Annotated in this window: 14 protein-coding genes and 2 tRNA genes; 13 read left to right on the top strand and 3 right to left on the bottom strand. The window is 71.5% G+C overall.

Annotation, left to right across the window (positions count from 1 at the left end; genetic code table 11):
* Window positions 1–8: 8 nt before the first annotated feature.
* The 5 genes from MRBLML1_RS15535 (at window position 9) to MRBLML1_RS15515 (ending at window position 3,918) form a co-directional block, all read left to right on the top strand.
* Window positions 9–83: transfer RNA gene (locus MRBLML1_RS15535), tRNA-Gln, on the top strand.
* 154 nt (window positions 84–237) lie between these two features.
* Window positions 238–310: transfer RNA gene (locus MRBLML1_RS15530), tRNA-Glu, on the top strand.
* A 98-nt stretch (window positions 311–408) separates the two neighbouring features.
* Window positions 409–882: a DUF2231 domain-containing protein gene (locus MRBLML1_RS15525; protein ID WP_364517501.1), complete on the top strand. Its 474-nt coding sequence runs from the start codon at window positions 409–411 to the stop codon at window positions 880–882.
* Window positions 883–892: 10 nt separating this feature from the next.
* Window positions 893–1,327: an SRPBCC family protein gene (locus tag MRBLML1_RS15520; RefSeq protein WP_364517499.1), complete on the top strand. Its 435-nt coding sequence runs from the start codon at window positions 893–895 to the stop codon at window positions 1,325–1,327.
* 215 nt (window positions 1,328–1,542) lie between these two features.
* Window positions 1,543–3,918: a M4 family metallopeptidase gene (locus tag MRBLML1_RS15515; RefSeq protein ID WP_364517497.1), complete on the top strand. Its 2,376-nt coding sequence runs from the start codon at window positions 1,543–1,545 to the stop codon at window positions 3,916–3,918.
* 28 nt (window positions 3,919–3,946) lie between these two features.
* On the opposite strand, the gene MRBLML1_RS15510 is transcribed toward MRBLML1_RS15515, so the two are convergent.
* A complete protein-coding gene (locus MRBLML1_RS15510; RefSeq protein WP_364517495.1) occupies window positions 3,947–4,408 on the bottom strand; it encodes a hypothetical protein in 462 nt (153 codons plus the stop codon).
* A gap of 96 nt (window positions 4,409–4,504) precedes the next feature.
* Here MRBLML1_RS15510 and MRBLML1_RS15505 point away from each other — a divergent pair, with 96 nt between their 5' ends.
* On the top strand, window positions 4,505–5,977 hold the full coding sequence (locus MRBLML1_RS15505; protein WP_364517493.1) for an AlkA N-terminal domain-containing protein: 1,473 nt from the start codon (window positions 4,505–4,507) through the stop codon (window positions 5,975–5,977).
* A gap of 7 nt (window positions 5,978–5,984) precedes the next feature.
* Window positions 5,985–6,464: a methylated-DNA--[protein]-cysteine S-methyltransferase gene (locus MRBLML1_RS15500; RefSeq protein WP_364517491.1), complete on the top strand. Its 480-nt coding sequence runs from the start codon at window positions 5,985–5,987 to the stop codon at window positions 6,462–6,464.
* A gap of 84 nt (window positions 6,465–6,548) precedes the next feature.
* Here MRBLML1_RS15500 and MRBLML1_RS15495 read toward each other — a convergent pair whose 3' ends face one another.
* Entirely contained in the window at window positions 6,549–7,271 is a 723-nt protein-coding gene (locus tag MRBLML1_RS15495) for an IclR family transcriptional regulator (protein WP_028655929.1), read from the bottom strand.
* A gap of 87 nt (window positions 7,272–7,358) precedes the next feature.
* On the opposite strand from MRBLML1_RS15495, the gene leuC reads away from it, so the two are divergent.
* The 4 genes from leuC (at window position 7,359) to MRBLML1_RS15475 (ending at window position 12,224) form a co-directional block, all read left to right on the top strand.
* Entirely contained in the window at window positions 7,359–8,771 is a 1,413-nt protein-coding gene (leuC, locus tag MRBLML1_RS15490; protein WP_364517488.1) for a 3-isopropylmalate dehydratase large subunit, read from the top strand.
* 30 nt (window positions 8,772–8,801) lie between these two features.
* Window positions 8,802–9,407: a 3-isopropylmalate dehydratase small subunit gene (gene leuD / locus MRBLML1_RS15485; protein ID WP_364517486.1), complete on the top strand. Its 606-nt coding sequence runs from the start codon at window positions 8,802–8,804 to the stop codon at window positions 9,405–9,407.
* A 54-nt stretch (window positions 9,408–9,461) separates the two neighbouring features.
* Complete coding sequence (locus MRBLML1_RS15480) at window positions 9,462–11,405, top strand: LTA synthase family protein (RefSeq protein ID WP_364517484.1); 1,944 nt, start codon at window positions 9,462–9,464, stop codon at window positions 11,403–11,405.
* 171 nt (window positions 11,406–11,576) lie between these two features.
* On the top strand, window positions 11,577–12,224 hold the full coding sequence (locus MRBLML1_RS15475) for an HU family DNA-binding protein (protein WP_364517482.1): 648 nt from the start codon (window positions 11,577–11,579) through the stop codon (window positions 12,222–12,224).
* Window positions 12,225–12,290: 66 nt separating this feature from the next.
* Here the strand turns inward: MRBLML1_RS15475 and cofC are convergent, their stop codons facing one another.
* Window positions 12,291–12,914 (bottom strand): 2-phospho-L-lactate guanylyltransferase, encoded by a 624-nt coding sequence (gene cofC, locus MRBLML1_RS15470; protein ID WP_364517480.1) that lies wholly within the window; start codon window positions 12,912–12,914, stop codon window positions 12,291–12,293.
* A gap of 73 nt (window positions 12,915–12,987) precedes the next feature.
* On the opposite strand from cofC, the gene MRBLML1_RS15465 reads away from it, so the two are divergent.
* A complete protein-coding gene (locus tag MRBLML1_RS15465; RefSeq protein ID WP_364517478.1) occupies window positions 12,988–13,734 on the top strand; it encodes a lysophospholipid acyltransferase family protein in 747 nt (248 codons plus the stop codon).
* On the top strand, window positions 13,734–14,738 hold the full coding sequence (locus MRBLML1_RS15460) for an NAD(P)H-dependent glycerol-3-phosphate dehydrogenase (RefSeq protein ID WP_364517476.1): 1,005 nt from the start codon (window positions 13,734–13,736) through the stop codon (window positions 14,736–14,738). Before MRBLML1_RS15465 ends, MRBLML1_RS15460 begins: the two co-directional genes overlap by 1 nt.
* Window positions 14,739–15,064 lie beyond the last annotated feature (326 nt).

The following is a 15,064-nucleotide window of genomic DNA, read 5'->3' as shown; positions in this document are numbered from 1 at the left end:
GTCAGCGATGGTCTATGGTGTAATTGGCAGCACTAGGGATTCTGATTCCCTCAGTCTAGGTTCGAGTCCTAGTAGACCAGCCAGAGCAGTTCGTGAAGCCGGGCCCGAGGCCCGGCTTCCGTCGTTTTCTCGGCCCTGTTGGCCCTTCGGACACCGCGATGTCGACCCGATTTGGTCTCGCCGAGACGGATCCTCTAGAGTTCTCTTCGTTGTCGAGACCACGGTCGAGACAAAGTTGCCCCCGTCGTCTAGCGGCCTAGGACGTCGCCCTCTCACGGCGGTAACGCCGGTTCAAATCCGGTCGGGGGTACAAACCCAGCAGGGCCCGGTCCATCGGACCGGGCCCTGCGGCTTTTCGGCGTGGAAGCGTTCAGGTTGCTGGCAGGTACGACGCGCGAGGCTCGGAGCATGTTCGACGTCATCAACGGTCTGCCCGTCCATCCCCTCGTGGTCCACGCCGTCGTGGTCCTCCTCCCGCTCGCCGTGCTCGGCACGGTGGCCATCGTGGTCCGGCCGTCCTGGCGCGCCCGCTTCGGACCGCTGGTGGTCGGCTGCGCGGCGGTCGCGACCGCCCTGGTGCCGGTGGCGACCTCCAGCGGGGAGGCCCTCGAACGCCGGGTCGGCGACCCCGGCCGGCACGCCGCCCTGGGCGACCAGCTGATCTGGTTCGCCGTCCCGTTGCTGGTCACCGCGGCGGCCGTCGTGTGGCTGGACCAGCGCAGCCGGGCCGGCACGCGGACCGGCTCGCCGCTGGTGCTGCGAGCGGTGTCGGTGCTGGCCCTGGTCGCTGCGCTGGCCGCCGGCGTCCAGGTGGTGCGGGTCGGCGACTCCGGCGCGCGGGCGGCCTGGGGCGACCAGGTGTCCTCCTCGGCTGCCCGGTAGCGTCGTCCCCATGGCCCAGGTGACTGCTTCCGTCGACGTGACCATCGCCGCTCCGCCGGCCGACGTGCTGGCCGCCCTCGCCGACTACGTCGACGTCCGCCCGGCGATCCTGCCGGAGGCCTACAGCGCCTACGACGTGCTGGAGAACGGCACCGGCGACGGGACCGTCGTCACCTGGCAGCTGCAGGCCACCAAGAAGCGGGTCCGGCACGTGGTCGCCGACGTCGCGGTGACCACGGACGCGGTCGTCGAGAGCGACCGGAACTCCACCATGGTCACCACCTTCAGCGTGGCGCCGGACGGCGCCGGCAGCAAGGTCACCGCGCGCACCACCTGGGAGGGCGCCGGTGGCATCGGCGGGTTCTTCGAGAAGACCTTCGCCCCGATCGGGCTCGGCCGCATCCACGGCGAGCTGCTGTCGAACCTCGCGGCCCGCGTCGGCTGACGTCCTGACGCCGGAGTTCCCGATCTCCGGTTCATCTTTCGGCATTGCCGGTTTGTGAATCGACCCCGCTCTTGCGGGGTGATTCGGCTGACCACGAGGTTACTCCTGACCATCTCGGCGGCCATCTCGTCCGGGTCGGTCATCGGCCGGCTCGCTGACTCGCTCGACCATGAGAGAGCGACGGGCCCGACTCTCATGAGGAGTGTGGGTTAGACGTGAAACGCAATCTGGTGGGTGGCCTGACGGCCGCCCTCGTGGCGGCCTCCGGGCTCGCCTCGTTCTCACTGGCGACGAGTCCCGCGCACGCGGACCCGGTCGTCAAGGTCAGTGCCGGCAAGGACGGACCGCGCGACAAGGCGCACCGCTCCGCCAACGCCCTGGTCAACAGCCGGGCACCCCAGCTCAAGGCGAGCAGCGGCGACGCCTTCGCCGCCGAGCCGGTCGTCAGTGGCGGCAGCGGCCTGCAGTTCGCGTCGTACGAGCGCAGCTACAAGGGTCTCGACGTCCGCGGCGGTGACTTCGTCGTGGTCACCAACAAGGACGGGCAGATCCTCGGCACCTCGGTCGCGCAGAAGCGCGCCATCGGCAACCTCTCCGTCGCCCCCCAGCTCACCTCCGCGGCAGCGACCGCGAAGGCGGAGGCCAACCTGACCAAGGCCGTCGTGCGCGGCAAGCCCGAGCTCGTCGTGCACGCGACCGAGACCCCGCGCCTGACCTGGAAGGTGCGGGTCAGCGGTGAGGCGCACCAGGGCGAGCGCTCGGTCCGCGACGTGTGGGTCGACGCCCGCACCGGCGCGGTCGTCGAGTCCCAGGAGCTGCTCAGCTATGCCACCGGCACCGGGACCGGCCACCACAACGGCCCGAACCCGCTGCCGATCGAGACCACGCAGGTCTCCTCGTCGTCGTACAACCTCACCGACGCCACCATCCCTGGCCTCAACTGCGGGGTCGAGAACAACTCCACCGCGACCGTGCCGGCGCTCTCCGGCCCGGACAACGCCTGGGGCGACGGCACCGGCACCAGCAAGGAGACGGGCTGCGTCGACGCCCTCTTCGGCCTGCAGACCCAGGACAAGATGCTCGCCCAGTGGCTGGGCCGCGACGGCTTCAAGGGCAACGGCGGCGGCTGGCAGGTGCGCGTCGGTCTCGACGACACCAACGCCTTCTACTGCTCGCCGGGCCTCGTCGAGCCGGGCTACTGCACCGGCACCGAGTGGGTCCGGATCGGCCACAACCAGGCCAACACCAAGTGGGTCACCAACCTCGACGTCGTGGCCCACGAGTACGGCCACGGCATCGACCAGAACACCCCCGGCGGCATCTCCGGCAACGGCACCCAGGAGTTCGTCGGCGACGTCTTCGGTGCGCTGACCGAGGCCTACGCCAACGAGGCCGCGGCGTACGACCCGCCGGACTACCTCGTCGGCGAGGAGGTCAACCTGGTCGGTGACGGCGAGATCCGCAACATGTACAACCCGTCGGCCAAGGGCGACCCGAACTGCTACTCCAGCTCGATCCCGAACACGGAGGTGCACGCGGCGGCCGGTCCCGGCAACCACTGGTTCTACCTGCTTGCCGAGGGCACCAACCCCGCCGGCGGCCCGACCAGCACCACCTGCAACAGCGGCGGCACGCTGACCGGCATCGGCATCCAGAAGGCCGGCAAGATCTTCTACAACGCGATGCTGATGAAGACCTCGTCGTCGAGCTACCTGAAGTACCGCACCTGGACGCTCACCGCGGCGAAGAACCTCTACCCGGGCTCGTGCGCGGAGTTCAACGCGGTGAAGGCCGCGTGGAACGCCGTCTCCGTCCCCGCGCAGAGCGCCGACCCGACGTGCACCACCGCCGGCAACACGGTCACCGTCACCAACCCGGGCAACCGCACGGGCACCGTCGGCACGGCGACCTCGCTGCAGCTGACCGGCTCCTCCTCGGGCGCCGGCCAGACGCTGACCTGGTCGGCCACCGGCTTGCCCGCCGGCCTGTCGATCAACGCGAGCACCGGTCTGGTGTCCGGTACGCCGACCACGGCCACCACGGCCAACGTCACCGTCACCGCGAAGGACACCACCGGCGCGAGCGGCTCGACGAGCTTCACCTGGACGATCAGCGGCGGCGGCACGCCCTCGGGCAACCTGCTGAAGAACCCCGGCTTCGAGTCCGGCGCGGTGGACTGGACCGGCACCAGCGGCCCGATCACGACCAACACCGGTCGCCCGGCGCGCACCGGCACGTGGAAGCTCTGGCTCGGTGGCAACGGCAGCACCTCGACGGAGACGATCAGCCAGTCGGTCGCCATCCCGTCGAGCGCCGGCGCGGCCACGCTGAGCTTCTGGGTCGCGATCGACACCGCGGAGACGTCGTCCTCGACGGCGTACGACACGGCGAAGGTCCAGGTCGTCAGCGGGACGACGACGACCACCCTGGCGACGTACTCCAACGTCAACAAGACGAGCGGCTACGTCCAGAAGACCCTCGACCTCTCGGCGTACAAGGGGAAGACGGTCACCGTGAGGTTCCTGCTCAACGAGGACTCGTCGCTCCAGACGAGCTTCGTGGTCGACGACACGTCGTTGACCGTCGGCTAGGTCCTCCAGGCGCTCCTTCGGCGGGCGGTCACCGGGAAGCCGGTGGCCGCCCGTCGGCCTTCGCCGCGGCGGTCTTCCTCGCGGCGCGCGTCTTGGGCGCGGTCGGCTCGGTGCCGACGATCGCGAACACCGGTGCGGTGACCTTCTCCAGCGCGGCGACCGCCTCCGCGTGCCGCTCGGCGAGCTTGGCGACGACGCCGGCCAGCTCGGCCTGGGCCTCGGCCAGGGTGTGCACGGTGTCGGCGAGCTCGCGCTGGCGCACGATGAAGTCCTGCAGCGGCTGGGCGGTCGCCCCGGCGATGCCGGTCACGGCCGTCGCCATCCCCGCGACCGCGCCGGCGAGCTCCCCGACCTGCTGGGCGAGCTGGTCGGGCTGGGTGACGCCGGTGACGGCGGTGTCGCGCACGGTCCGCAGCACGTCCGTGGTGAGCCTGAGCGCGGCCTGCTGGGACTTCACCAGGAGGTCGAGTGGGTTGAGCGAGTCCGCCATGGCGACAGCGTGGCAGAACCGACGGGCCACGGCGAGGACCTCGCCGTGTCCGATTTCCGCCAGTGGGTGTCGGTGGGCCGGGGCAGGATGGGGGACATGGAGACGAGGACCGAGCCGACGGGGCTGGAGTTCGGCCGCTGCTACACGGCCGTCCAGTCGCGGGACCGGCGCTTCGACGGGGTGTTCTACACCGCCGTCCGCACGACCGGGATCTACTGCCGCCCGTCCTGCCCGGCCCGCACCCCGGCCGCGGCCAACGTGTCCTTCCACCGCACCGCCGCCGCGGCCCAGACCGCCGGCTACCGCGCCTGCAAGCGCTGCCTGCCCGACGCCACCCCCGGCAGCCCCGAGTGGGACGTCGCGGCGACCGTGGCGGGCCGGGCCATGCGGCTGATCGGCGACGGCGTCGTCGACCGGGAGGGCGTCGAGGGGCTGGCCGCGCGGCTGGGCTACACCTCGCGCCACCTGTCCCGGCTGCTCACCGCCGAGCTCGGCGCCGGGCCCCTCGCCCTCGCCCGGACCCAGCGGGCGCAGACTGCCCGGGCGCTCGTGGAGAGCACCACGCTGAGCCTGACCGACGTCGCCTTCGCGGCCGGCTTCTCCAGCGTCCGGCAGTTCAACGAGACGATGCAGGAGGTGTACGCCGCCACGCCCAGCGAGCTGCGCGGGCGCCGCGGCGCGGTCCGTTCCGCGCCGGGTGGCATCGAGCTGCGGATCGCCGTGCGCACGCCCTTCCTGGGCAGCGGGCTGCTCCGCTTCCTGGCCACCCGCGCGATCCCCGGGGTGGAGGTCGCCGAGGTCCGCGACGACGGCTCCGGCTGGTACGCCCGCACCCTCGACCTCCCGCACGGGCCGGGCACGGCGCGCGTCGAGCTCGCCGACCTGCCCGGCCCCGGGACGTCGTACGTCGCCCTGCGGCTGGTCCTCGACGACCTGCGTGACACCGCGGCCGCCGTGGCCCGGATGCGCGCCCTGCTGGACGCCGACGCCGACCCGGTCGCGATCGACGCGCACCTCGGGGCCGACCTGGTGCTCGCCCCGCTGGTCGAGCGGCGGCCCGGGCTGCGCGTGCCCGGCCACGTCGACGGCGCCGAGCTGGCCGTGCGCGCGGTGCTCGGCCAGCAGGTCACCGTGGTGGCCGCTCGGACCGCCGCCGCGCGGCTGGTCGCGAGCCACGGCCGGCCGTACGCCACGAGCACCGACGGGCTCACCCACCTGTTCCCGGACGCGGCGACCGTGGCCGGGATGGACCCGGCCGACTTCAAGATGCCGCGTGCCCGCGGCCGCGCGCTCGTCGGCCTGTCCGCCGCGCTGGCCACGGGCGAGCTGATGCTGGACCGCGGACCGGACCGCGCCGACGTACGGCACCGGCTGCTGGCGCTGCCCGGCATCGGCCCGTGGACCGCCGACTACATCGCGCTGCGCGCCCTCGGCCACCCGGACGTGTGGCTGCCGACCGACATCGGCGTGCGCAACGCGCTCGCCGCGCACCCCGGCGCCGTCGCCGAGGGGTGGGCGCCCTGGCGCTCCTACGCCCTGCTCCACCTGTGGACCTCGCTGGAAGGATGAACCAACCATGTGGACCGTCATCGAATCGCCCATCGGCCCGCTCCGCCTCGTGGAGCAGGACGGTGCGATCAGTGCGATCGAGTTCTCGCCGTTCCGTGACCACGACGGCCGCCCGCGTGGCGAGCGCGCCGATGCCTCGCCGGTGCTCGCGGAGGCCGCGCGTCAGCTGGCGGAGTACTTCGCGAAGCGTCGTACCGACTTCGACCTGCCGCTCGCACCGGTCGGCACGCCTTGGCAGCGTCAGGTGTGGGAGCAGCTGGTCGGCATCGAGTACGGCGAGACCGCGTCGTACGGCCAGATCGCGGCGCGGCTCGGCAAGACCAACGCCGCCTCGCGAGCGGTCGGCGTCGCCAACGGCGCGAACCCGATCCCGATCGTGATCCCGTGCCACCGGGTGATCGGGGCCAACGGCACCCTCACCGGGTACGCCGGCGGGCTGGACCGCAAGCAGACCCTGCTCGAGCTGGAGCAGGACGCCCTTTTCTAGCGCTGAGTGGGGGTTTCCGGACGGTCGAGTGGGGACTTGCGTCGCCGCAGCTCCCCACTCGACCGTCCGGAAACCCCCACTCGACTACTCGGCGGCGGCGCGGCGCAGCGACTCCGACAGCCGCTCGGCCGCGGCGAGGACCGCAGGGGCGTGCATGCGACCGGGCTGCCGGGAGAGCCGCTCGAGCGGGCCGGAGACCGACACGGCGGCGATCACCTTGCCGCCGGGGGAGCGGACCGGGGCGGAGACCGAGGCGACGCCCTGCTCCCGCTCGCCGACGGACTGCGCCCAACCGCGGCGGCGGATGGCGGAGAGCTCGGCGGCGGAGAAGGCGGCGTTCTGCAGGCCGCGGTGGATCCGCTCGGGGTCGTCCCACGCGAGCAGCACCTGGGCGGCGGAGCCCGCGCGCATGGTCAGCTGCGAGCCCACGGGGATGGTGTCGCGCAGCCCGGAGGGCCGCTCGGCGGCCGCGACGCAGACCCGGTGGTCGCCCTGGCGGCGCCACAGCTGGGCGGACTCGCCGGTGATGTCGCGCAGCCGCGCGAGCACCGGCCCGGCGGTGGCGAGGAGGCGGTCCTCACCGGCGGCCGCGGACAGCTCCGCGAGGCGCGGGCCGAGCACGAAGCGGCCCTGCATGTCGCGGGCCACGAGCCGGTGGTGCTCCAGGGCGACCGCCAGCCGGTGGGCCGTGGGCCGCGCCAGGCCCGTGCCCGCCACCAGTCCGGCAAGGGTGGCCGGGCCGGACTCCAGTGCGGTGAGCACCAGGGCCGCCTTGTCGAGTACGCCGACGCCGCTCGAGTTGTCCATATGGCAATACTGCCGTCTCAGATCATGGGATGCAAGGGGTAGAGTGAGTGACTCAGGTCAAACAGGCACGAACGAGAGGAACGAGTCATGGGCAGGACCCTGGCGGAGAAGGTGTGGGACGAGCACGTCGTCCGGTCGACCCCGGGGGAGCCGGACCTCCTCTACATCGACCTCCACCTCATCCACGAGGTGACCAGCCCGCAGGCCTTCGACGGCCTGCGCCTCGCCGGACGCCAGGTACGACGCCCCGACCTCACCCTCGCGACCGAGGACCACAACGTCCCGACCGTCGACTGGGACCAGCCGATCGCCGACCCGGTGAGCAAGACCCAGGTCGACACGCTGCGCAAGAACGCCGCCGAGTTCGGTGTGCGCCTGCACCCGCTCGGTGACGTGGAGCAGGGCATCGTGCACGTCGTCGGCCCGCAGCTCGGTCTCACCCAGCCCGGCATGACGATCGTGTGCGGTGACTCGCACACCAGCACCCACGGCGCCTTCGGCTCGATCGCCTTCGGCATCGGCACCTCCGAGGTCGAGCACGTGCTCGCCACCCAGACCCTGCCCCAGGCCAAGCCCAAGACGATGGCGGTCACCATCGACGGCAGCCTCCCCGAGGGCGTCACCGCGAAGGACCTGGTGCTCACCCTGATCGCGCACACCGGCACCGGTGGCGGCCAGGGCTACATCGTCGAGTACCGCGGCCAGGCCATCCGCGAGCTCTCCATGGAGGGCCGGATGACGGTCTGCAACATGTCGATCGAGTGGGGTGCCAAGGCCGGCATGATCGCGCCCGACGAGACCACCTTCGCCTACATCAAGGACAAGCCCGAGGCCCCGAAGGGCGCCGACTGGGACGCCGCCGTCGCGCACTGGAAGACGCTCGTCACCGACGAGGACGCCGAGTTCGACGAGGAGATCGTCCTCGACGCGAGCACGATGACGCCTTTCGTCACCTGGGGCACCAACCCCGGCCAGGGCGTGCCACTGGGCGCGAACGTCCCGGACCCGGCGGACTTCGAGGACGCCAACGACAAGATCGCCACCGAGAAGGCCCTGGAGTACATGGGTCTCGAGGCCGGCACGCCCATGCGCGAGATCAAGGTCGACACCGTCTTCGTCGGCTCCTGCACCAACGGCCGGATCGAGGACCTGCGTCTCGCGGCCGAGATCATCAAGGGCCACCACGTCGCCGAGGGCACCCGCCTGCTCGTCGTACCGGGCTCGGTGCGGGTGCGCCTGCAGGCGATGGAGGAGGGCCTCGACCAGGTCTTCACCGAGGCCGGTGCGGAGTGGCGCGGCGCCGGGTGCTCGATGTGCCTGGGCATGAACCCCGACCAGCTCACGCCGGGCGAGCGCAGCGCGTCCACGTCCAACCGCAACTTCGAGGGCCGCCAGGGCAAGGGTGGACGCACCCACCTGGTGTCGGTGCCCGTCGCCGCCGCCACCGCGATCCGCGGCACCCTGTCCTCGCCCGCCGACCTCGTCCCCGCGACGGTCTGATCTCGACAAGCTCGATCACCGGAGACACTCATGGAGAAGTTCACCAGCCACACCGGCGTCGGCGTCCCGCTGCGCCGCAGCAACGTCGACACCGACCAGATCATCCCGGCCGTCTACCTCAAGCGGGTCACCCGCACCGGCTTCGAGGACGGGCTCTTCGCCGCCTGGCGCAACGACCCGGAGTTCGTGCTCAACAAGGAGCCGTACGCCGCCGGCTCGGTCCTCATCGCCGGACCGGACTTCGGCACCGGATCGTCGCGTGAGCACGCGGTGTGGGCACTGCAGAACTACGGCTTCAAGGCGGTCCTCTCGGCCCGCTTCGCCGACATCTTCCGCGGCAACTCCGGCAAGGCCGGACTGGTCGCCGGTCAGGTCGACGAGAAGGTCGTCCAGAAGCTCTGGGACTACCTCGAGGAGAACCCCGGTGCCACCGTGACGGTGGACCTGGAGGCCAAGACGGTGCGCGCGGGCGAGGGCCCGGACGCGATCGAGGACTCCTTCGACATCGACGACTACACCCGCTGGCGGCTGCTGGAGGGACTCGACGACATCGGCATCACGCTGGGCCACGAGGCCGACATCGCGTCGTACGAGGCGCAGCGACCGGGCTGGAAGCCGGTCACGCAAGGCGCGTGAAACCAGGGGAAACCCTGACGAGAGGGCGCGAGGTGGACACGTACAGTTCACCTCGTGTCCTCTTTCGTTCTCCCTGACGACGGGACGACGGAGGAGCCGCTCGACGCTCCCGCACCGGCGTCCCCACCTCTCGCGGCCGTGCTGCGCCGTGGGCTGCTGGGCAGCCTGCTCGCAGCCGCGATCGCCGCACTCGTGCTGGAGGCGGGCACGCTCGGGCTGTTCTCGCCGCGCTGGGCCAAGGACCTGTTCTTCGACAGCGGTGCCTTCTTCCTCGACACCCTCGTGCTGTGGACGGTGATCGGCTTCCTCTGGGCGGTGCTGGGCCGGATGGCTTGGTCGCTCGCGCTGGTGGCGGTCACCACGGTCGTCGTCGCGATCGCCAACCTGGTGAAGATGCAGTACCGCGAGGAGCCGGTCTACCCCAGTGACACCGACTTCCTGCGCGAGCCGGAGTTCCTCAGCTCGATGGTCTCGCCGGTGACGCTCGTCGCCGCGGTGCTGCTGGTCGTGGCCGTGCTGGTCGGCGTGCTGCGCCTGGTCGGCCGCATCGAGCGCCGCTACCCGCGCCCGCGGCTGCGCACGCTGAGCCGTGACCACGTGCTGCTCCTGCTCGGGCTGCGGCTCGGGGTCGGCGTGCTGACAGGGGTCCTGCTCGTGCAGGCCGCGCACTTCAACCAGCCCGGCAACATGTGGCGCGGGCTCTACGAGCTGCGCGGCAACGACTGGCGCTACTGGAACCAGAAGACCAACTACCGCTCCAACGGCTTCGTCGGCGGCTTCCTCTTCAACATGCCGGTCGACGCGATGGCCAAGCCCCAGGGGTACGACGCGGACGAGATGTCCGCGATCGCCGATCGCTACGAGCGGGCGGCCGCCCGCATCAACGCCGGGCGCACGGGCAGCCTCGACGACACCAACGTCGTGCTCGTGCTCAGCGAGTCCTTCACCGACCCCACGGACCTGAAGGGCTTCTCGCTCGACCACGACCCGATCCCACGCACCCGCGCGCGGATGGCGGGCACCACGTCGGGCCACATGCTCGCGCAGATGTACGGCGGCGGCACCGCCAACATGGAGTTCGAGACGCTGACCGGCCAGTCCCTGGGGCTGTTCCGCCCGCAGATGCTCTCGCCGTACCAGATGCTCGTGCCGGCCCAGCGCGACTACCCGTCGGCCGTCGGCTGGTTCCGCGGGCAGGGTCACGACGTGGTCGCGGTGCACCCCTACAAGGTGGGGATGTACAAGCGGGAGCAGGTCTACCAGCGCTTCGGCTTCGAGGACTTCGTGCACGACACGACGATCCGCGAGTCCGGCACGATCGACGACAACCCCTACATCTCGGACCATTCGGCCTTCGACGAGGTGCTCGCGCAGATCGGTGAGCACGACAAGCCGCTCATGGTGAACCTCGTGACGATGCAGAACCACATCCCCGTCGACGGGAATTACCGCGACCCGCTGCACGTGAAGGGTGCCGACGGTGACGAGGCAAAGCGGATCGGCCAGTACGCACGGGGGCTCGAGCACACCGACGAGGCACTCGACGAATTCCTCGGCGCACTGCAGAAGAGCCCCGAGAAGACGATCGTGCTGTTCTACGGCGACCACCTGCCCGGCATCTACGGCTCGTCGGTGAAGCACGCCAACGACGACATGGCCCTGCACCGCACGCCGTTCCTCATCTGGAGCAACCAGCCCGGCCAGAACGTCGCACGCCCGGTGCCGATCACCAGCCCGGCCTTCTTCCTGCCGCTGCTCTACGACGTCGCGGACGCGCCGATGCCGCCGTACCTCGCGATGCTCGACATGGTGCGGCGGCACGTCAGCGCCCTGCAGCAGGGCCGTCTGCTCGATGCCGCGGGCGATCCCGTGAAGGAGTCGGCACTCGACCCGGAGGGCGCGCGACTACTGGCCGACATGCGGTTGGTGCAGTTCGACTTCTCCATCGGACAGCGCTTCGCGGTGAAGCGGATGTGGCCCGGCGCGGTCGTCGAATGACCGGAATTGGCCCAAATAGCGCCAATTCCGCGAAAAAAATGATGGAAAGCACGGCGTGGTGATTGTGAGCGTGCCCACTAGTGCCTAGCGTTCGCTGAAAGGACGGCTGGGCGAGGGCTCGGCCGCACAGCCCAAGAGACGACCAGACGGTGCGTTTCGAAAGGACATGTAGTGAACAAGTCTCAGTTGATCGACGCGCTGTCCGACCGGTTCGAGGGCAGCCGCAAGGACGCGGCCCACGCGCTCGACGCCGTTCTGGACACCATCACCCGCCAGGTCGCGAAGGGCGAGAAGGTCGCCATCACCGGCTTCGGCTCGTTCGAGAAGGCCGTGCGCAACGCGCGTTGGGTGCGCAACCCGCAGACCGGTGAGCGCGTGAAGACGAAGAAGAAGGCGGTTCCGAAGTTCAGCGCCGGCGCCGACCTGAAGAACGTCGTCTCCGGTGCGAAGAAGCTCGCCCCGCTGCCGAAGCCGGCGAAGAAGGCCGCCGCCGCTGCCGCTGCTCCGGCCAAGAAGGCCGCGTCGACCGCCAAGAAGGCTGCCGCTCCGGCCGCCAAGAAGGCCGCCACCACCGCGAAGAAGGCGGCCCCGGCGAAGAAGGCCGCTCCGGCGAAGAAGGCCCCGGCCAAGAAGGCGCCCGCCAAGAAGGCCCCCGCCGCCAAGAAGGCCGCTCCGGCCAAGAAGGCGCCCGCCAAGAAGGCCCCCGCCGCCAAGAAGGCCGCTCCGGCCAAGAAGGCGCCGGCTGCCAAGAAGGCGCCCGCCAAGAAGGCTCCGGCCAAGAAGGCGCCCGCGAAGAAGGCGCCCGCCAAGAAGGCCTGACGCCTTCCTGCGCACCGTCGATCGGGCCGTCCTCCTCCGGGAGGGCGGCCCGATCGGCGTCTCCGGCTAGGGCAGGGCCGTGACGGCCAGCGCCGCCTCGGTCTTGCGGCCGACTCCGAGCGCGACCGCGCCGGCGAGGTCGCCGAGGCCGTCGACGTCACGGCGCAGGCTCGCCAGCGCACCGGCCACCGGGGCCGCGCCCGCGGTGCGGTGCGCGGCGGCGGAGCCCGCGCCGAAGCGGGGATCGAAGGCGTCGTACGACGCGGTGTAGAGCGTGGTGCCGGTGCCCTCGGCGTCGGCGACGTACGCCGGCCCGGGGCCCAGCGTCGCCAGCGCGGTGGCCAGGTCCTCGGCCCGCAGGGCGGGCAGGTCGGCGAGCAGGGCCACCGGCCGCAGGGCAGGACGGAGCCCACGCGCGACCTCGGCAGCGTGGCGCAGGGCGGCGTTCAGGCCGGTCCCGGGGTCCTCGCACGTCAGGACGCCCGGCAGCGAGGCCGCGAACTCGGCGTCGTCGCTCACCACGACGACCAGCCCGACGGCGGGTGTGCTCGTGCAGGCGGCGACCGTGTCGGCGGCGAAGGCGGCGGCGAGCCGGCGGCGGTCGTCGTCCGGCAGCGCGGAGAGCCGCGACTTGCCCGTGCCGGGTGACTTCACCGGCAGCAGCACGGCGAAGGAACCGGGGACCACCACCGCGCCATCCTCGCAGCCCCCGGAGGCGCGTCAGCGGAGTGGTCGCCGTCACCGACGGGTAGCCTGCATCCTCGTGACGGTGCGCAAGCTGCAGGAGAAGCGGGGCTGGGCCTGGAACATCGCGGTGCCCATCATCAAGCCGCTGCTCCTGGCCACCACGAAGCGGGAGTGGATCGGCGGGGAGAACATCCCGGTCGAGGGCGGGTTCATCATCGCGCTCAACCACATCTCGCACGTCGACCCGCTCACGGCCGCGCACCTGGTCTACGACCACGGGCACAAGCCGAGCTATCTCGCGAAGTCCGGGCTCTTCGACAACAAGGCACTGGGCTACTTCCTGCGCGGCGCCGGCCAGATCCCGGTGAAGCGGGAGACCAAGGACGCCGTGGGTGCCTACTCCGCCGCCGTGGACGCGATCCGCGCCGGCCGCGTGGTGGTCATCTACCCGGAGGCCACGATCACCCGCGATCCCGAGCTGTGGCCGATGAAGGGCAAGTCCGGAGCCGCCCGGATCGCCCTGGAGACGGGCTGCCCGGTCATCCCGGTCGGCCAGTGGGGCGCGCAGGAGCTGCTGGCGCCGTACACGAAGAAGCCGCACCTGGTGCCGCGCAACCAGATCACCATGCGGGTCGGCACGCCCGTCCCGCTCGACGACCTGCGCGCGCAGCCACGCACCACCGCGCTCGTCAACGAGGCGACCGAACGGATCATGACCGCCATCACGCACCAGCTGGAGCTGGTGCGCGGGGAGAAGGCGCCGGCCGAGCGCTACGACATGGCCGTGCACGGCGACCGGTTCAAGAAGAAGAAGGCGAGCTGATGGGCAACAAGGTCGCGGTGCTGGGCGCCGGCTCCTGGGGAACGGCGTTCTCCATCGTGCTCGCCGACGCGGGCAACGACGTGTCGATCTGGGCCCGGCGCGAGGAGGTCGCCGCCTCGATCAACGAGCGCCACGAGAACGTCGACTACCTCTCCGGCATCGAGCTGCCGCACCGGATCACCTCCACCCACGACCCCGAGCAGGCGCTTGCCGGCGCCGACGTCGTGGTCCTGGCGGTGCCGTCGCAGTCGCTGCGCGACAACCTGCCCGCCTTCCTGCCGTACGTCGAGAGCGACGCCACCCTCGTCTCCCTCATGAAGGGCGTCGAGCTCGGCTCGCTCAAGCGGATGTCGGAGGTGATCGCCGAGGTCGGCGACATCGCCCCGCACCGGATCGCCGTCGTCAGCGGTCCCAACCTGGCCCGCGAGATCGCGCGCCGCGAGCCCGCCGCCTCCGTCGTCGCCTGCGCCGACGAGGACGTCGCGACCCGGCTGCAGCAGCGCGTCCACTCGCCGGCGTTCCGGCCCTACACGAGCGTCGACGTGCTCGGCTGCGAGTTCGGCGGCGCCTACAAGAACGTCGTCGCGCTCTGCGTCGGGATGGCCGTCGGGCTGGGCTTCGGGGACAACACCACGGCCTCGCTGATCACCCGCGGCCTGGCCGAGACCGCGCGGCTGGCCATGCACCAGGGCGCCAACCCGCTCACCCTGATGGGCCTCGCCGGCCTGGGCGACCTGGTCGCCACCTGCTCCTCGCCGCTCTCGCGCAACCGCACGTTCGGGGAGAGGCTCGGCCAGGGACAGAGCGTCGAGGAGATCTACGCCTCCACCCGCCAGGTCGCCGAGGGCGCCAAGTCGTGCTCGTCGCTGCGGGTGCTCGCCAAGGAGACCGGGGTCGAGGCGCCGATCGTGGACGCCGTCGACGAGGTCGTGCAGGGCCGGCTGACCACCTCGCAGCTGATGGAGGCGTTCATCAACCGTGACACGAAGGCCGAGCTGTCCTGAATGGCGCGAGCGCGTCGCTCGTGCCTCGCGCCGCGCTGCCGCGCCGCGGTTGGCTTGCGTAGGTCCTGCCTCCGCCTGGCGGCACGACGGTCGGCGCGCGGAGCACCCCCTCCCTGCGCCTGCGGTCGCTCGTTCCTCGCTCCCTCCGGCTCCGGGCCGGCCGTGCTCCGCGCTGCCGACTAGTGACGGGCGCGTGCCTCGCGCCGCGCTGCCGCGCCGCGGTTGGCTCGCGTAGGTCCTGCCTCCGCCTGGCGACACGACGGCCGGCGCGCGGAGCACGCCCTCCCTGCGCCTGCGGTCGCTCGTTCCTCGCTCCCTCCGGCTCC

Origin of the sequence: Nocardioides sp. LML1-1-1.1 (assembly GCF_040676175.1) — a bacterium.
In the GTDB taxonomy this organism is placed as follows: domain Bacteria; phylum Actinomycetota; class Actinomycetes; order Propionibacteriales; family Nocardioidaceae; genus Nocardioides.
The sequence above is the reverse complement of the archived record's forward strand: the minus strand, read 5'-3'. Positions and strand labels throughout refer to the sequence as shown.

Coding starts and splice junctions, on each gene's coding strand:
- MRBLML1_RS15525 (WP_364517501.1), top strand. CDS start 409: ATGTTCGACGTCATCAACGGTCTGCCCGTCCATCCCCTCGTGGTCCAC.
- MRBLML1_RS15520 (WP_364517499.1), top strand. CDS start 893: ATGGCCCAGGTGACTGCTTCCGTCGACGTGACCATCGCCGCTCCGCCG.
- MRBLML1_RS15510 (WP_364517495.1), bottom strand. CDS start 4,408: ATGGCGGACTCGCTCAACCCACTCGACCTCCTGGTGAAGTCCCAGCAG.
- MRBLML1_RS15505 (WP_364517493.1), top strand. CDS start 4,505: ATGGAGACGAGGACCGAGCCGACGGGGCTGGAGTTCGGCCGCTGCTAC.
- MRBLML1_RS15500 (WP_364517491.1), top strand. CDS start 5,985: ATGTGGACCGTCATCGAATCGCCCATCGGCCCGCTCCGCCTCGTGGAG.
- MRBLML1_RS15495 (WP_028655929.1), bottom strand. CDS start 7,271: ATGGACAACTCGAGCGGCGTCGGCGTACTCGACAAGGCGGCCCTGGTG.
- leuC (WP_364517488.1), top strand. CDS start 7,359: ATGGGCAGGACCCTGGCGGAGAAGGTGTGGGACGAGCACGTCGTCCGG.
- leuD (WP_364517486.1), top strand. CDS start 8,802: ATGGAGAAGTTCACCAGCCACACCGGCGTCGGCGTCCCGCTGCGCCGC.
- MRBLML1_RS15460 (WP_364517476.1), top strand. CDS start 13,734: ATGGGCAACAAGGTCGCGGTGCTGGGCGCCGGCTCCTGGGGAACGGCG.